Origin of the sequence: Kitasatospora sp. NPDC059599 (assembly GCF_042735125.1) — a bacterium.
Classification (GTDB): domain Bacteria; phylum Actinomycetota; class Actinomycetes; order Streptomycetales; family Streptomycetaceae; genus Kitasatospora.
The window spans coordinates 20,554-36,055 of sequence record NZ_JBHWCL010000012.1 but is presented as its reverse complement, the minus strand read 5'-3'; the positions used below and the strand labels follow the sequence as shown (position 1 = coordinate 36,055).

Annotated in this window: 13 protein-coding genes; 3 read left to right on the top strand and 10 right to left on the bottom strand. The window is 74.1% G+C overall.

What is annotated here, in order from left to right; genetic code table 11:
• Window positions 1-114 precede the first annotated feature (114 nt).
• From ACFV04_RS06690 to ACFV04_RS06680, 3 genes are all read right to left on the bottom strand, one after another.
• Window positions 115-1,692 (bottom strand): cellulose binding domain-containing protein, encoded by a 1,578-nt coding sequence (locus ACFV04_RS06690; RefSeq protein ID WP_380339435.1) that lies wholly within the window; start codon window positions 1,690-1,692, stop codon window positions 115-117.
• A 202-nt stretch (window positions 1,693-1,894) separates the two neighbouring features.
• Entirely contained in the window at window positions 1,895-3,331 is a 1,437-nt protein-coding gene (locus ACFV04_RS06685) for a sensor histidine kinase (RefSeq protein WP_380339438.1), read from the bottom strand.
• Window positions 3,328-4,032 (bottom strand): response regulator transcription factor, encoded by a 705-nt coding sequence (locus tag ACFV04_RS06680; protein WP_380339441.1) that lies wholly within the window; start codon window positions 4,030-4,032, stop codon window positions 3,328-3,330. The genes ACFV04_RS06685 and ACFV04_RS06680 overlap by 4 nt, the downstream gene beginning before the upstream one ends.
• A 134-nt stretch (window positions 4,033-4,166) precedes the next feature.
• Between ACFV04_RS06680 and ACFV04_RS06675 the strand changes: the two genes are divergently transcribed.
• Window positions 4,167-4,703 carry a hypothetical protein gene (locus ACFV04_RS06675; RefSeq protein ID WP_380527240.1) on the top strand — a complete coding sequence of 179 codons (537 nt, stop codon included), beginning with the start codon at window positions 4,167-4,169 and terminating at the stop codon, window positions 4,701-4,703.
• A gap of 95 nt (window positions 4,704-4,798) precedes the next feature.
• Here ACFV04_RS06675 and ACFV04_RS06670 read toward each other — a convergent pair whose 3' ends face one another.
• Window positions 4,799-5,341: a VOC family protein gene (locus ACFV04_RS06670; RefSeq protein WP_380339446.1), complete on the bottom strand. Its 543-nt coding sequence runs from the start codon at window positions 5,339-5,341 to the stop codon at window positions 4,799-4,801.
• Between the two features lie 270 nt (window positions 5,342-5,611).
• On the opposite strand from ACFV04_RS06670, the gene ACFV04_RS06665 reads away from it, so the two are divergent.
• Complete coding sequence (locus ACFV04_RS06665; protein WP_360253439.1) at window positions 5,612-6,094, top strand: Lrp/AsnC family transcriptional regulator; 483 nt, start codon at window positions 5,612-5,614, stop codon at window positions 6,092-6,094.
• Between the two features lie 80 nt (window positions 6,095-6,174).
• Here ACFV04_RS06665 and ACFV04_RS06660 read toward each other — a convergent pair whose 3' ends face one another.
• From ACFV04_RS06660 to ACFV04_RS06650, 3 genes are all read right to left on the bottom strand, one after another.
• Entirely contained in the window at window positions 6,175-6,981 is an 807-nt protein-coding gene (locus ACFV04_RS06660; protein ID WP_380527238.1) for a S16 family serine protease, read from the bottom strand.
• Window positions 6,982-7,049: 68 nt separating this feature from the next.
• Complete coding sequence (locus ACFV04_RS06655; RefSeq protein ID WP_360253443.1) at window positions 7,050-7,700, bottom strand: helix-turn-helix domain-containing protein; 651 nt, start codon at window positions 7,698-7,700, stop codon at window positions 7,050-7,052.
• Between the two features lie 391 nt (window positions 7,701-8,091).
• The gene (locus tag ACFV04_RS06650) at window positions 8,092-9,924 is read right to left on the bottom strand and encodes a DEAD/DEAH box helicase (RefSeq protein ID WP_380339515.1); all 1,833 of its coding nucleotides are present in this window, start codon (window positions 9,922-9,924) and stop codon (window positions 8,092-8,094) included.
• Window positions 9,925-10,230: 306 nt separating this feature from the next.
• Here ACFV04_RS06650 and ACFV04_RS06645 point away from each other — a divergent pair, with 306 nt between their 5' ends.
• Entirely contained in the window at window positions 10,231-10,656 is a 426-nt protein-coding gene (locus tag ACFV04_RS06645) for an SsgA family sporulation/cell division regulator (protein WP_360253445.1), read from the top strand.
• Between the two features lie 128 nt (window positions 10,657-10,784).
• On the opposite strand, the gene ACFV04_RS06640 is transcribed toward ACFV04_RS06645, so the two are convergent.
• The 3 genes from ACFV04_RS06640 to ACFV04_RS06630 are packed head-to-tail and all read right to left on the bottom strand — an operon-like array spanning window position 10,785 to window position 15,339.
• Entirely contained in the window at window positions 10,785-13,406 is a 2,622-nt protein-coding gene (locus tag ACFV04_RS06640) for a rhomboid family intramembrane serine protease (RefSeq protein ID WP_380339456.1), read from the bottom strand.
• On the bottom strand, window positions 13,373-14,698 hold the full coding sequence (locus ACFV04_RS06635) for an alpha/beta hydrolase (protein WP_380339458.1): 1,326 nt from the start codon (window positions 14,696-14,698) through the stop codon (window positions 13,373-13,375). Before ACFV04_RS06635 ends, ACFV04_RS06640 begins: the two co-directional genes overlap by 34 nt.
• Entirely contained in the window at window positions 14,695-15,339 is a 645-nt protein-coding gene (locus ACFV04_RS06630) for a class F sortase (RefSeq protein ID WP_380339461.1), read from the bottom strand. Before ACFV04_RS06630 ends, ACFV04_RS06635 begins: the two co-directional genes overlap by 4 nt.
• Between the last annotated feature and the right edge of the window lie 163 nt (window positions 15,340-15,502).

Genomic DNA, 15,502 nt, shown 5'->3' with positions numbered 1-15,502 from the left:
CCCGAACGGGCCCGGAGACGATCGACTACGGAACGTGACGAGAAACCCCGGCCGCCCGTACTCGGCTGCGGACTGAGCACGGACGGCCGGGGCCGACGGGGGACCCGGCGGGCGTCAGCCCGTGTACGCCCCGAGGGCCCGGGTGAAGTCCAGCGGCTGCTGGACGATGCTGCTGCAGGTGGCGTCGGCGTAGGCCTTGGCGCCGCCCTCGCAGGCCTTGTCCCGGGTGCCGGACCACATGGCCAGCCAGGCGAGGTGCTTGGTCTTGGCGAACTCGGCGAGCTGCTTGGCGTCGGCGACGGTGAAGACCTCGGTGGCCACGTCGTTGACGCCGATCATCGGGGTGACCGCGACCTTGCGCCAGGCGGCCGCGTCGTCCAGCCCCAGCACGCTCTTGACCTGGGCCTGGGTGGCGGTGGCCGCGGCGATCGCGTACTTGCCCATCTGGCCCTGCGGGTTGGGGGCGACGCCGTCGCCGAAGTCCATCGCCATGATGTTGACGGCGCCGATCGCGACGCCGCCGGCCTTGGCGCCGGCGACGAGGTCGACGCCCTCCTGGGTCAGGCCGGAGGGCAGCGCGGGCAGGGTGAAGGAGACGTCGAGGGCCTTGCCCTTGGCGGCGGCGTTCTTCTGCAGCTGGGCGACGGCCTGGGCGCGCCGGGTGTTGGCGGCGGCGTCGGCGATCGCGCCGCCCTCGACGTCGAAGTCCAGTTTGGTGGCGCCGTAGGCGTCCACGACCTTCTGGTACGCGGCGGTGAGGTCGGCGGTGGAGCCGCAGGCGAGGGCCAGCTCGCTGCCGTTGGCGCCGCCGAAGGAGATCCGGACGTCGCCGCCGATCGCCCGCAGTGCGCCGATCTGGGCGGCCACCGCGTCGGCGGACAGGTCGCTGACGCCGCCCCACTTGGGCACGCAGCCGCCGCCGGAGACCACGAAGGCGAGGTTGAAGTTCTTCACGCCGCTCGCCTTGGCGGTGGCCGCCAGGTCGTAGGGCGGGTAGAGCGAGGTGTCGACGTACGGGGCGAAGCCGGCCCCGGCGCCGACCGGGGGAACGGGCCCACCGGTCGCCGTGGGGGTGACGGTCGGGGTGGGGGTCGGTGCCGGGGTGGTCGGCTTCGTCGTGGCGGTGGGGCTGGGCTTGGCGGTGGCGGTGGCGCTCGCCGTGGGCGTCGGGGAGGCGGTCGGCGGGGCCGGGGTCGCGGTGGCGGTCGGCCGCCCCGAGGGGGTGGGCGCGGGACCGTCGCCGGCCTTGCAGGAGGTGTTGTTGATCAGGCACTTCTCCGGCTCGGCCTGCGCCGCGCCCGCGCCCTGGGCGACGAAGCCGACCACCACGCTCCTGCCGGGCTCCAGCCGCTTGCTCCAGGCCTCGGGCTTGACCGTGACGTGCCGGCCGTCGGCGGTGAAGGTGGCGTTCCAGAGCGAGTCGATCTTCGCGCCGGCCGGCAGGTCGAAGCTGAGCGTCCAGTCCTCGATCGGGCTGCTGTCCGGGTTGGTGACCAGGTACTGGCCGGTGTAGCCGGTGTCCCAGGCGCTGGTGCGGCTGTAGACGGCACCGAGCGAGGCGGCGCTGGCCGAGCCGGCGAGGACGACCGTCCCGCCCGTGACCAGGGCGGCGGCGACCGCGGCGGCCCCGATGATCGCGCCCTTGCGGCTGCGCCTGCGGTGGCCGGAGCGGCGGGTGGGCTGGGTGGTCATGGCGCGTTACCTCCGCGGGTGCCTTCGGTCGGCCGCCGTCCCGGCACGGAGTGCCTGCGGACGTCCGGGCGGCCGGCCCGGCTCGGTCGGGTGACCGGCGCGACCGACGCTAGCGGCGGTCCGGGGCTCGAACCGGCGGGCTGAGCAAGGGGTAGAACTCCCTTAGGCCACACTTAAGGAAGTCGTCCTCCCCGGCGCCGTCTCACCGGGGGAAGAGCACTCCGCGGCTGCGTCGCCGTCCGGTCCGCGCGGGCCTCGCCGTCTCCGGCCGGGTGCGCAGCCGCAGCCGGGTCTCGGCGCCGCCGAGGACGGCGGAGCGGCCGAGTGCGAGGTCCCCGCCGATGGACTCGGCGAGCTTGCGGACGATGTCGAGGCCGAGGCCGGTCGAGCCCTCCCCGCCGTGGCCCTCACCGCGCTTGAGGGCGGCGGCCGGGTCGTCGTACCCCGGTCCGGCGTCGCCGACCAGCACGATCACCGAGCTGTCGGTGGCCAGCACGTCCACGGAGAAGGCGGTGCCGACGGCGGTGTGCCGGAAGACGTTGCCGAGCAGGGCGTCGACGGCGGCCGCCAGGTCGCCGCGCTGGACGGGGACGGGTGCCGCCCGTTCGGCGCCGGCCAGCTGCCAGCGGCGTCCTTCGTCCTCGGCCAGCGCGGACCAGAAGCCGACCCGCTCGCGGATCACCTCGGCGGCGTCGCAGCCGACCGTGACGGTGGGCGCGTCCTCGGGGGCGCGGCGGGCCGAGCGGATGATCTGGTCGACCTCGCGCTCGAGTTGGGCGACCGCGTGGCGGGTGGCGTCGGCGGCGTCGCCGTCGCCGAGCGAGGCGGCGTTGAGCCGCAGCACGGTCAGCGGGGTGCGCAGCCGGTGGGACAGGTCGGCGGCCAGTTCCCGCTCGGCGGCGAGGAGTTGGACCACCCGGTCGGCCATGGTGTTGAACGCGTGGGACGCTTCGCGCAGTTCTTCGGGGCTGCCGTCGACCTGCTTGCCCTCGACCGGGACGCGTACCGCGAGGTCGCCGGCGCCGAGTGAGCGGGCGGCGCCGGCGAGCCGCCGGGCGGAGGCGACGATCCGGTTGCCCATCCGGTCGGCGACCAGCACCGAGATGGCGACCAGGGCGAGCGCGACGGCGGAGAGCACCAGCCAGGCGGTGGAGACGCCCCGGGTGAGGTCGTCCTCGGCCACGAAGACCTCGACCACGGCGGTCCGCCCGGTGTCCACCGCGACGGGCTGGAGCAGCGCGTAGCCGCCGGGCACCTCCACGGTGAAGGACCGGCCCTTGCCGCCGGCCGTGGCCACGTCGTCGGCGGCGGCCCGGCCCTGGCCGAGCGTCGGTCCGCCGGGGCCGCCGGTCCCGGGGGCCTCCGGCTGTCCCGCCGCGGGCAGGTGGACGGCCATCCGTCCCTGCCCGCCCGCGTCCGTGCTGGCCAGGGCCCGGGTGACGGCGTCCTGGTCGGTGGTGATCGCCAGCGCGGGTCCGAGGGCCGCCGCCTGGCGTTCGGCGGCGGTGAACGCCCGGTCCCGCGCGGTCTGCTGGACCATCAGGCCGAGCGGGATGAGGAAGGCCAGCGCGACCATGGTGGTCCCGGCCACGGCGGCCTTGATCAGGGCCCAGCGCAGCGAGTGCCCGAACCTCCTCATGTCCGGTGCCCCGCCTGGTCCCCGGTGGCCTCCAGCCGCACGCCGACGCCCCGGACGGTGTGCAGGTAGCGGGGGTTGGAGGCGGTCTCGCCGAGCTTGCGGCGCAGCCAGGAGAGGTGGACGTCGATGGTCTGGTCGCCGCCGTAGGTCTGTTGCCAGACCTCGGCGAGGATCTCCTTGCGCGGCACCACGACGCCGGGCCGGGCGGCGAGGAAGGCCAGCAGGTCGAACTCACGGCGGGTCAGGTCGAGCGGGCGCCCGTCCAGGGAGGCCTCGCGCCGCTGCAGGTCGATGGCCAGTCCGCCGACCCGCAGCACCTGGGCGACGGGGGCGGCGCCGCTGCCGAGCCGGCGCAGCACGGCGGCCATCCGGGCGCTGAGGTGCTCACCGGAGAAAGGTTTCACCAAGTAGTCGTCAGCACCGTCGTTGAGCAGCCGGACGATCTCGGCCTCGTCGTCCCGGGCGGTGGAGATGATCACCGGCACGTTGGTCAGGCCGCGGATCATCTTGAGTGCCTCGCTGCCGTCCAGGTCGGGCAGGCCCAGGTCGAGGATCACCAGGTCGCAGCCGACCTGGGCGACCTCCCGGAGCGCTTCGAGAGCGGTGCCCACGCTGCGGACCGCGTGACCCGTGTCGGTCAGGTGGCGGATGAGGGCGGAACGTACGAAGGGGTCGTCCTCGACCACGAGCACTGTTGCCATGGGCCTGCACGGTACGCCATCAGCAGGGAGTGGTCTGTACCTCGGGGCCCGGTCCGGACATTGTGCAACTGCCCTGAGGAATGGCGAGGGTGCCGGTCTCCGGCGCGGTGGAAATACGGCAGGATGTGCGGACGATGCGGAACGGACTGGTACAGCTCGGCGCCTGGGCGGCGGCCACCGGGGCGGCGGTGGCGCTGTCCTGGCTCGGCGTGCACGCGGTGCTGACCGGCGCCGCGTTCGAACGGCCCACGGCGCTGCCGCTGCCCTCCCCGAAGGCCGACGGCACGTCGTCCTCCCCGGCCGCCGCCCCCGAACCGCCGGTCCCGGCCGCGCAGTCCACGGCCCCGACCCAGCCGGCCTCCCCGACCGCCACCGCGACGCACGGACCGACCCCCGCCGCGACCACCCCGCCGCCGACCCGGCGGCCCACGCCGACGCCCACCGCGACGTCCACCGTGAAGAGCTACCCGATCCCGGGCGGCAAGGTCGCGCTGGACCTGAAGCCCGACCGGGCCTCGCTGGTCTCCGCCACCCCGGACCCGGGCTGGCAGATGCAGGTGTGGAACGGCCCCCAGTGGATGCGGATCGACTTCACCAAGGACGACCAGGCCAACTCGGTCTTCGTCTACTGGAACGGGCACCCGCCGATCGTGGAAACGGCCGTCCGGTAGGGCCCGTCGAACCCCCGTCGCAGACGCCCGCGACCGGACTCGCGCCACCGGACTCCCGCCACCGGTCCCGCCATCGGGCTTCCGCCGTCCGCCCGTCAGAACCCTGCGTGCGGAACGAACCCCGGCAGGTACGGCCCGGCGTAGCCGGCCCGGTCGACCAGGGTGTGCCTGGTCCCGCCGGGCACCCCGATGGCGGCCAGCACCACCGCACCGTACGCGTCCCGGGTCCCGTACGGCTCGGCCAGCGACAGCGCACCCCGGTCGACCGCGTAGTCGTAGGCGTAGTAGACGTCCGGCACGCTCACCGCGACGTCGACGACCCCGTCCCCGAACCGGTCCAGGTGCGCGGCCAGCTCCCGGCCGCGCGGGCCGATCACCTGCACCAGCGAGGTGAGCACGATCCGCGTCCCCGGCGCGGCGAGCACGTACGAGACGGTCTCCGGCTCGCCGGTCTCCGGTCCCGCGTACGCGGTGCACCGCAGCCCCAGCGCGGCGCAGTAGCGGCGGGCGGCCCGCTCGGCGTCGGCGACCGCGAAGACCACCGCGTCGGCGCGGCCCGTCGGCAGCGGGCCCGGTTCGCCCGCGTCCGGTAGGGGGCCTGCCCCGAGCAGGACGGGTTCGGCGGCGGTGTCGGTCATGACGGCCCTCCCGGTAGGCGTACGGACCACGCTGGGCCCCGGCGCCGGGGTGGGGGACCCGGGGCACGGGGTCGTGGCTGGAGGGTGGCGCCGAGCCGACCTGCGCGCAACTGTTCCGTTTCCTCCTGGTCAAGCTGTGCCCCGGGGCGGGAGAATCGGCCGCGCAGCTGTACAGAATGCCCACCGGAGGACGGTGCCGCGATGCCCCCCGCCCACTCCCCGAGTTCGCCCGACTCGACCAACCCCGCTGCCCCGCAAGGCACTTCGATCGTGAGCAGCACGAACGACACGATCGACACCCTGGACGGCCGGCTGATCCGGCTGCTCGCCGAGGAGCCCCGGATCGGGGTGCTGGAGTGCTCGCGGCGGCTGCAGGTCGCCCGCGGCACCGTGCAGGCCCGGCTGGACCGGCTGCAGGCCAAGGGGGTGATCGGCGGCTTCGGCCCGGAGGTGGACCCGGCCGCGATCGGCTACCCGGTGACGGCCTTCGCGACCCTGGAGATCTCCCAGGGCCAGGGCGCGGACGTGCGGGCGCACCTGGCGGGTGTGCCGGAGGTGCTGGAGCTGCACACCATCACCGGGATCGGGGACATGATGGTGCGGATCGTGGCCCGGTCCAACGCCGATCTGCAGCGGGTGATCGACCGGGTGGTGGGCTTCGACGGGATCGTCCGCTCGTCCACCGCGATCGTGCTGGAGAACCCGGTGCCGTACCGGATCCTGCCGCTGGTGGACCAGGCCGCCGCCGAGTAGCCCGCCGGATCACCCCCGGCCCGGGCCCGCCGGGCCGCCCCGCACCGGGCTCCGCCGCCGCGCCCCGTCGCCGCGCCCGGTCAGCAGGAGGGGACGCTGCCGCCGGTCTTGAGCGCCTTCAGGGCCGAGACCGCCTCGTCGAGGGTGGCGACCGGCACCAGCCGCAGCGACGCGGGCGTGTTCACCTTGGCGTCCGTGCACTCGTCCCTGGGCAGCAGGAACACGGTGGCGCCGTCCCGGGCGGCCGCCTGGGTCTTCAGCGGGACGCCGCCCACCGGGCCGACCGTGCCGTCGTGGTCGATGGTGCCGGTGCCCGCGATGGTGCGCCCGCCGGTGAGGTCGCCGCCGTTGCCGTCGCCGGCGAGCTTGTCGACGATGCCCAGCGCCAGCATCTGGCCGGCGCTCGGGCCGCCGACGTCCCCCAGGTCGACCTTGACCTTCACCTGGTCCGGCGAGAGGTGGAGGTAGTTCAGCGCGGCCACGGTGGCGTTGTCCTGCGACTCGGCCATCTGCTGGGCGGTCACCTCCTCGGCCTTGGCCGGGTTGCCCTGCGGGTAGACGGTGTCCGTCGGACGCACCGCCTCCTTCGGGTCGAACCAGGCCTGCATCGACCGCAGGAAGGTGCTCCGCTGGTCCGGGTTGGTCGCCGTGATGGTGACCATCCGCAGCTCGCCCTCGGTGGTGCGCAGCGGTGCCCCGGTGATGGTGAGCACCGGCTTGTCCTGGTAGGTGCCCAGGGTGTCCGCGGTCAGGCCCGGCCAGGTGATCGTGTACGGCAGCGGGACGAAGGCGGCCACGCCGAACAGTGCGGTGACCAGCGCTCCGCACAGCGCGAGCGCGCGGGTCCGCGGGGCGGTGAGGGCCTTGGGCAGCTTGGTGTCGGACACAAGGGGAATCCAAACACACCCGGCGCCCCGGTGTGGTCCGCCCGCCCGGGGGCGGGCGGCGGGGGGCGCTACCTCAGCGCGTCGGCGACCTCGGTCGCCGCCTCCACCACCCGGGGGCCGACCCGCTCGGGCACCATGCCGTTCAGCATCACGACGCCGACGCTGCCCTCGATGCCGCTCAGTCCGAGCAGCGCGGCGGCGGCGCCGCACGCCCCGGACTGCTCCTCCGCGCGGGTGATGACGAAGCCCTGGTCGGGGCGGCGCTGGCTGGGGAAGGTGCGTGCCTCCAGGATCGCCCGGCCGGCCGCGCTCTCGCCGAGCGGGTGGCGCAGGCCGGTCCGGTAGGCGACGTGGAAGTCGGTCCAGCTCGGCTCCACCACGGCGACGGCCAAGGCCTCGCTGCCGTCCACCAGGGTCAGGTGGGCGGTGGCGCCGAGGTCCTCGGCGAGGCTGCGCAGGGCGGGCAGCGCGGCCTCGCGCAGCAGCGGGTGCACCCGGTGGGCGAGCCGCAGCACGCCGAGGCCGACCCGGGCGCGGCCGCCGATGTCCCGGCGGACCAGGCCGTGCTGCTCCAGGGTGGCCAGCAACCGGTAGACGACGGTGCGGTTGACGGCGAGCCGTGCGGCGAGCTCGGTGACGGTCAGCCCCCGCTCGGAGTCGGCGAGGAGCTTGAGGACCCGGACGCCTCGGTCCAGGGTCTGGGAGGTCTCGGCTGTCACGACGGGCAATCCTTTCCGCGGCGCTCGCGGGGCGGGCGGCACCGGTCCAAGGGCGGTGTCGCGCGCAGGTGGGGGTGGCCGCGCTAGGGCCGTGCGCGGTGTCCTCCTTGACGCCCGCACGGTCCTGCGGCGCCGTCCCGCGAGGGGTTGCCCGGCGGAAGAGCGTGGGGGAAAGGTAGTGAAGGAAATGTCGCGGGGGAAGTGGTTGTCCAAAATTCGGGCGTGATCGACTTCAACGGCGCCGCAAATTCCGGACAAACCATCCCCATCCGCAGGGTGCATCAGCGCAGGAGTTCGACCCGGGTCCGGAGTCCGGACACACCGGGGCGGGGGCGCCTCCCGCCCGGCACCGGGCGGGAGGAGGGGCGGCCCGGCCGGGCCCGCCGGACCGCTACTTCGCCCACTCCCGGATCCGGACGATCCGCGCCTTGAGCTGGTTGGCGGTGGCCTGCGCGGTGAGCGGCCCGCCGCACTGGCGGCGCAGCTCGTTGTGGATGGTGCCGTGGGGCTGGCTGGTGCGGTGGTGCCAGGCGGCCACCAGCGCGTTGAGCTCCTTGCGCAGCTCGCGGAGCTCCTGGTGGGTGACGACCGGCCGCTGCTCGGCCGGCAGCTCCAGCAGGTCGGCCTCCTCGGCGGGCTTGGTCTTGCTGCGCTGGATCTGCCGGTGCTGGCGCTTCTGCAGCAGCATCTGCACCTGGTCCGGCTCCAGCAGGCCCGGGATGCCGAGGTAGTCGTCCTCCTCCTCGCTCCCCGGGTGGGCCTGCATGCCGAACTCCATGGCGTTGTACAGCACCCGGTCGAAGACCGCGTCGGAGCCCAGCGCCTCGTAGGAGAACTCATCGCCGCCGGCGCCGTCGGGGCCGTCGTTGGCCCGCTCGGCCTCGGCGAGCAGCCGGTCCTCCTCGTCGAAGAGGCCCTCGCCCTCCTTCTTCGGCCGGTCCAGCACGTGGTCGCGCTGGACCTCCATCTCGTTGGCGAAGCCCAGCAGCATCGGGATGGTCGGCAGGAACACCGAGGCCGTCTCGCCGCGCTTGCGGGCGCGCACGAAGCGGCCGACGGCCTGGGCGAAGAACAGCGGGGTGGAGATCGAGGTCGCGTACACCCCGACGCACAGCCGGGGCACGTCGACGCCCTCGGACACCATGCGGACGGCGACCATCCAGCGCGAGGTCCCGGCCGCGTAGTCGGAGATCCGCTGGGAGGCCTCGGTCTCGTCGGAGAGCACCAGGGTGACCTTCTCGCCGCTGATCTCGCGCAGCAGCTTGGCGTACGCGCGGGCGACGGTCTGGTCGGTGGCGATCACCAGGCCGCCGGCGTCCGGGATCGCCTTGCGGACCTCGCTCAGCCGCCGGTCGGCGGCCTGCAGCACGGACGGGATCCACTCGCCCTGCGGGGCCAGCGCGGTGCGCCAGGCCTGGGCGATCAGGTCCTTGGTCATCGGCTCGCCGAGCCGGGCCTCCAGCTCGTCGCCGGACTTGGTGCGCCAGCGCATGTTGCCGCTGTAGCTGAGGAAGATCACCGGGCGGACGACGTGGTCGGCGAGCGCGTGCCCGTAGCCGTAGGTGTAGTCGGCCACGGACTTGCGGATGCCGTCGCCCCCCGCCTCGTACGCCACGAAGGGGATCGGGTTGGTGTCGGAGCGGAACGGCGTACCGGTCAGCGCCAGCCGGCGGGCCGCGGGCTCGAAGGCCTCGAAGCAGGCCTCGCCCCAGGACTTGGAGTCACCGGCGTGGTGGATCTCGTCCATGATCACGAGGGTCTTGCGGGACTCGGTCCGGTTGCGGTGCAGCATCGGGTTGACCCCGACGCCCGCGTAGGTGACCACGATGCCGTGGTACTCGCGGGACAGCGGCCCGGAGGAGTACGCCGGGTCCAGCTTGATGCCTATCCGTGCGGCGGCCTCGGCCCACTGCTTCTTGAGGTGCTCGGTCGGCGCGACCACGGTCACCTGCTGCACCAGGTGGTTGTGCAGCAGGTACGAGGCCAGGGTGAGCGCGAAGGTGGTCTTGCCTGCGCCCGGGGTCGCGACCGCGAGGAAGTCGCGCGGCTGCGTCTCGATGTACTTGTCCAGCGCACCCTGCTGCCAGGCCCGCAGCTTGCCGGCGGTGCCCCAGGGGGCACGGCCGGGGAAGGCCGGGGAGAGGTGGTGCGAGCCGGCGGACGCGGCGTGGCCGGCGGGTCGGGCGGGGGCCTGGGTCTCCGGTACGTCGGAGAACAGCGGCATCGAGGAGGCGGCGGCAGTACTCACGGTCTCCGAGGGGGATCATCGCAGGTCAGAGGCGGTTTTTCGGCCCCGTCCCGCGGTCGGGCGGCGATCGGACAACCCGCCCAGCCTACCGGCCCGGCGCCGTTCGGGCCTCCAGGCGAGGCTCCGCGCCGGGCCCGTACGGCCGGAAATCGATGTGGCGCGGATCACGTCCGATCGCTTCCGGAACCGGGTAATCACGGCGGCCGGCGGGACTCTCACCGGGGTGAGGCCGCAGCGACCCCCGTCGTGGCGCGGCCCCGCACCGAACCGAAGGGACCCCCCGTGCGCACCGTCGAAGAGACCGTCCAGGCCCGCCTGATCCTCTCCCCCCACCGCTCCGTCCGGCTGCGGGTCGTCCTGTCCTACCTGCCGGACGACCCGCTGGCCGTCCGGATGGCCTTCCCCGCCGAGTTCTCACTGGACGAGGACGCGGAGGACCGGGACGCCGGGGACATCGTCTGGGTCTTCGCGCGCCGGCTGCTCTCGGCCGGCGTCGAGCTGCCGGCCGGCGTCGGCGACGTCCACGTCCGGCCCGCGCCCGGCCGGTGCACCATGGTCGAGCTGCGGGCCCCGGAGGGCATCGCACTGGTCCGGTTCGACAGCGGCGACCTGCGCCGCTTCCTGTGGCGCAGCCGGCTGCTCGTCCCCGAGGGCGAGGAGCACCTCCACCTGGACGCCGACCGCGCCCTCGCCCAGCTGCTCGGCTGACGGGCCGCGACGTGCCCGCCCGCCTCCGGGGCACCGCGGTCCCGGTGCCGGCCGGTCGGCACTCCCCCGTCGCTCCCGTCCCGCTCCCCCGTCGCTCCCCCGCCCCTGCCCTCCGGCGCGGGGGCCGGTCAGCCGGACAGCTTGCGCATCAGCCGGACGCCCTGCGCCGCCGTCAGGTGCGGCAGGTACGCCTTGCCGATCGCCCGGGTGATGCCGGGCAGCGCGGCCGGGTCGGGGTAGGCCATGTACATCGGCCGGTACTCCGGCTGGAACTTCGCCTTGAACGCGAGCAGCGAGCGGAAGCCGTAGACCGGCTCCAGCACCTTGCCCATCCAGTCCAGCATCCGCTGCAGCCCGGTGGGCTCCTCGCCCTGCCCGGTGCGGGCCAGTGGCGCGCCGGACAGCGACAGGAAGCGCGCGCCCTCCTCCTTGAAGCCGAGCGCGGCCGAGGCGATCAGGAACTCGTTGACGCCGCGGAAGCCGTCCGAGCGCCGGCGCATGAAGTCCAGCGTCCAGCCGACCGGCACGCCGTCCTCGTACACCGGCATCCAGCTGGTCAGCCCGTGCACCACCCGCTGCTCGTCCACGGCGACCAGCACCCGGACGTCGGGGTCGTCGAGTTCGTCCAGCCCGCCGAGCGTGAAGCCCATCTCCGGCAGGCCCTTCTCGGAGACCCACTCCTCGGAGATCGCCCGGATCTGGTCCCGCAGCGCGAGCGGCGCCTCGTGGTAGGCCCACCACTCCGCGGTGATGCCCTGCTTGCCGGCCTTGTTGAGGGCGGTGCGGATGTCCTGCCACTTGCGGCCGGTGAAGGCCAGCTCGGGGAGCGCGACCACGGTGTCCTCGGCGACCTGCACCGAGCGCCAGCCGAGCTGGGTGGCGGCGTCCCTGGTCTGGCCGCAGACGCTGTAGAAGCACGGCGTCCAGCCGCGGGCGTCGCAGTAGCGGGCGAAGCCGGCCACCGCCCGGGCCCGGTCCTCCGGCGCGCCGAACGGGTCGCCGGTGGTCAGCGCGATGGTGCCGACCACCCGGTAGGCGACGCCCGCCCGGCCCTGCTCGTCGAACCAGTAGTGGTTGCCGTCCCAGGTGGTGATGAACGACAGCGTCCCGCCGCCGTACCGGGTCAGCAGCGCCCTGGCACGGGCGACCGCCTCGGCGTCGGTGTGGAGCACGGGCCGGCGGAAGGCCGTCAGCAGGGTGACCAGCGCCACCACCCAGAACGCCAGGCCGCAGTACGTCTCCAGGAAGCGCGCCAGCGACCCGACGGCGATCGGGTAGTCCGGCGTCAGGTCGTTGTACGCGGGCGGCAGGAACTGCGCGGGCAGCCCGTGCAGCAGCCGCCGCACGGTCGCCCCCGGTTCGAACTGGTCGGCCACCAGCCGCCCGAGCCCGACGTACGCGGCCGAGGAGAGCAGCGCGGCGCCGCCCAGCACCAGGGCCAGCCGGCGCACCGACCGGCCTGCCAGCCGCAGCCGGAACCGCTTGCGGGTGGCCAGCAGCAGACCGGTGGTCAGCAACGGCAGCAGCATCGCCTCGACGAAGTACTGCACCACGTCCTGGCTGTCCGGCCCGGCGTCCAGGTAGAGCCAGCCCAGCAGACCCGCCCACAGCAGCTCGGTGGCGATGGTCACCAGCCAGGCGAACCGCAGCCCCCGGCGCAGCCCCTCGGCCAGTACCAGCAGCAGCGCCGGGAACAGCGCGGCCATCAGCCGGCCCGGGGTGTCGAAGATCCGGACGACGGCGTGCGCGCGGGCGCAGTCGTGCGCCGAGAGCGCGCACAGGTCGGCGACCTCGTCCGGGCCGAGCCGGTGCGAGAAGTACAGCTCGGAGAAGGTGTTGAAGGGCCCGCTGGCGTTGTCGTACAGCGAGGCGATCAGCGGCCCGAAGGCGGCAGCGACCAGGCAGAGCGCGACCAGCACCCGGGTCTCGGAGTGCGAGGAGCCGAGCGAGCGCAGGTACGGGCGGCCGCGGCTGAGCAGCGCGCCGACGCCGAGCCCGGCCAGCGCGGCGGCGCACCGCTGAACGCTCTGCAGGTGGCCGACGTACAGCGTCATGACCAGCGGGACGAGCAGCACCAGCAGGTGCAGCCGGCGCCGCCAGAGCACCGTGAGCCGGTACCCGAGCACCCCGGCCAGCGCGAACAGGCCGACGGCGGGGCCGACCGAGACCTGGTCGGCGACCGAGGCGGTCCACTGCTCCCCGGCCGAGGAGCCGAAGGCGATCAGCCCGGTGCCCAGCAGGGTGCCGACGACCTGCCCGCCGACCAGCACCGCGAGGGTGCGCAGCCGGCCGAGCCGGTGCTCGGCGGCCGGGCCGACCAGGAGCAGCAGCAGGCTGGTGAACACGTAGGAGCCGATGCCGGAGCACCAGAACGCCGAGGTGAACGGCGTCCACCAGTGGCCCTCGGCGAACGTGGGCAGGCCGACCCCGGCCCGGTCCAGCAGCCGCTCGGACGGCCCGTGGCGCAGGCTGCCGGTGGCCGCGCCGATCAGCCAGAGTCCGGCCAGCAGCGCCAGCGTCAGCGGCGCCGCGCGCAGCCGGCCGCCGAGCACCCGGGCGGCCCGCCGCACCCGCTGCGGGCGGGGCTCCGGCGTCCGGGTGACCGGCGCGCGGTCCGCGCCCTGCTCGGAGCCGCCCTGCGCGCCGCGCTGGGGGACGACCCGCGCCGCCCCCTTCCCCTTCTCGTCGACGGCGGCGACCGCCGTGCCCGCCCCGGTCACCGGGTCAACCCGGTCTGGCTTGCGAGCCACGGGATCTGCTGGACGATGCCGGGTCGGAAGACGACCCAGCCGTGACCGCCCGGCATCAGTTCGAACTTCGCCTTCATCCCAGCCCCCTGTACGGCCCGGTAGATCTTCTCCATCTGCGGCTTGAACTCGTCGTCGGTCTCACCGACGAGCAGGGCGACGTTGGTGTCCGGGAACCGCTTCCGGGCCATCACCTGCACCGGGTCGACCGCGTCGAACTTCTTTCCGTCACCGCCGAACGCGACCCTGACGGTGTCGTCCCGGGTGCCGAGGGTCGGCTCCTCCTGCCCGGACATGTCGAGGACGGTGCCGTACACGTCGGGCGCGTTGACACCGAGTTGGAGCGCGCAGGTGCCGCCCATCGAGGCGCCGCCGATCGCCCAGGACTTCCGGCCGGTCGCGGTCTGCAGGTTCTGGTGGATCCAGAACGGGACGTCCGACGCCAGGTAGGTCTGCATCTTGGCGAGCTTGGAGTCCATGCAGAGCGTGTTGGCCCAGGTGGCACCGAGCTGGTCGGGCATCACCACGATCGGCGCGAGGCCGCCGTGCTGCGCGGCGAACGCGTCCATCCGCTCGTTCAGCTGCCCCCGGAGGACCCAGTCGCCGGGTTCGCCCGGCTGGCCGGTCAACATCACGACCACCGGCAGCAGCGGCCGCGGGTTGGCCTGGTAGGCGGGCGGGAGGTAGACGTACGCGTCGCGGCCCTTGAAGCCCGACCGGAGGCCGGGGATCGGCACCACCGAGACGGTCCCCTTCGCGGGCAGGTCCGCCGGGGCCTTCCAGACCTCGTCGAGCACCTTGTCCGGCGGGGCGGCCACGGTCTCCCCGGTCTTCGCCGGCACCAGCCCGTCGGTCTTGGTCAGCCACGGCGCCAGCATCACGCGCCCGCTCGGGAACTGTCCGAAGCCGATGTTGATCTCGGAGGCGGACATCAGCAGCACCAGCCCGCTCAGGCCGAGCGCGATGCCGCGGCGGCCCCAGGTGAGCCGGCGGATCCGGTAGCCCACCAGGCAGAACCCGAGCAGGGCGACGGCTATCCACCAGGTGACGTACTCCGGTGTGCCCTCCGGGAAGGGGTGCCACCAGCCGTCGACCACGACGTCGAGCAGCAGGCTGAGGGCGGCCGCGGTGAACAGCGCGGCGGGCAGGCGGACGCGCCACCAGCTGCGGCCGCGGCCGACGGCGAGCGCGAACAGCGCCGCCCAGCCGATCACGAAGACGGCGTGCGGGATCCGGCCCTCGGTGAGGTGCCAGTCGATCGGGTTCCAGCGGGAAGCGAGTGTGAGCGTGGTCATGCGGCTTTGCCCGGCTGGGTGGTGTCCGCCAGGAACCCGTAGGCGACGACGTTGCTGTCGTAGCCGTGTTCCGCGCTGTAGGCACCGCCGCAGGTGATCACCCGCAGCTGTGCGTCAGCGGCCTGACGGTAGACCCGGTCGTCCGGGAAGTCCTTTCGGTCGTGCACTTCGATGGCGTACAGCTGGTAGACGGCGATGGCACCGTCCGCCCTTGCGATCTCGATCCGGTCCCCCCGACGGAGCGCACCCAGATCGTAGAAGACGGCCGGACCCGACTTGTTGTCGACGTGCCCCGCAAGGATCGCGGTGCCCCGCTGGCCGGGGCTGGCGCCGCCCCGGTACCACCCCGCGAGGTTGCGGTCCGCCTCCGGCGGGGCCTGCAGGTGGCCCTCGGCGTCCAGCCCGAGCGCGGTGACCGGGGCGTCCAGACGGACGGCCGGGATGCGGATCCGGGTCGGCGCGGACGGGCCCAGCGGCGGGACGACGGAGACCGGCGCGATGCCGGCCTGGGCCTGGCCCGTACCAGGGGCGGGGGGCAGCACCGCCGAGCCGCCGTCGCGCAGCAGCCAGGCGCCGAGCACCAGCGCGGCTCCCGCCGCCAGGGTGCCCGGCCAGGGGCTCCTGCTCTGCTGGACGCCCACGGGCGCTCCCCTCTGCCGACGGAACTCCTCTTCCTGGGAGTTTCCTGGGAACAATTGAACCGGATGGGACTGTAAGGCACGTCCATACGACGGTCGTACCGGCACCCGCCGATCGGCAGGGTTGCAGGCCCCTTTCCTGCACCGCGTGGGCGTCCGGTCGCGG

Excerpts from the sequence above, each read along its gene's own strand:
- ACFV04_RS06685 (WP_380339438.1), bottom strand. The coding sequence starts at position 3,331 with ATGAGGAGGTTCGGGCACTCGCTGCGCTGGGCCCTGATCAAGGCCGCC.
- ACFV04_RS06650 (WP_380339515.1), bottom strand. The coding sequence starts at position 9,924 with ATGCCGCTGTTCTCCGACGTACCGGAGACCCAGGCCCCCGCCCGACCC.
- ACFV04_RS06670 (WP_380339446.1), bottom strand. The coding sequence starts at position 5,341 with ATGACCGACACCGCCGCCGAACCCGTCCTGCTCGGGGCAGGCCCCCTA.
- ACFV04_RS06690 (WP_380339435.1), bottom strand. The coding sequence starts at position 1,692 with ATGACCACCCAGCCCACCCGCCGCTCCGGCCACCGCAGGCGCAGCCGC.
- ACFV04_RS06635 (WP_380339458.1), bottom strand. The coding sequence starts at position 14,698 with ATGACCACGCTCACACTCGCTTCCCGCTGGAACCCGATCGACTGGCAC.
- ACFV04_RS06680 (WP_380339441.1), bottom strand. The coding sequence starts at position 4,032 with ATGGCAACAGTGCTCGTGGTCGAGGACGACCCCTTCGTACGTTCCGCC.
- ACFV04_RS06675 (WP_380527240.1), top strand. The coding sequence starts at position 4,167 with ATGCGGAACGGACTGGTACAGCTCGGCGCCTGGGCGGCGGCCACCGGG.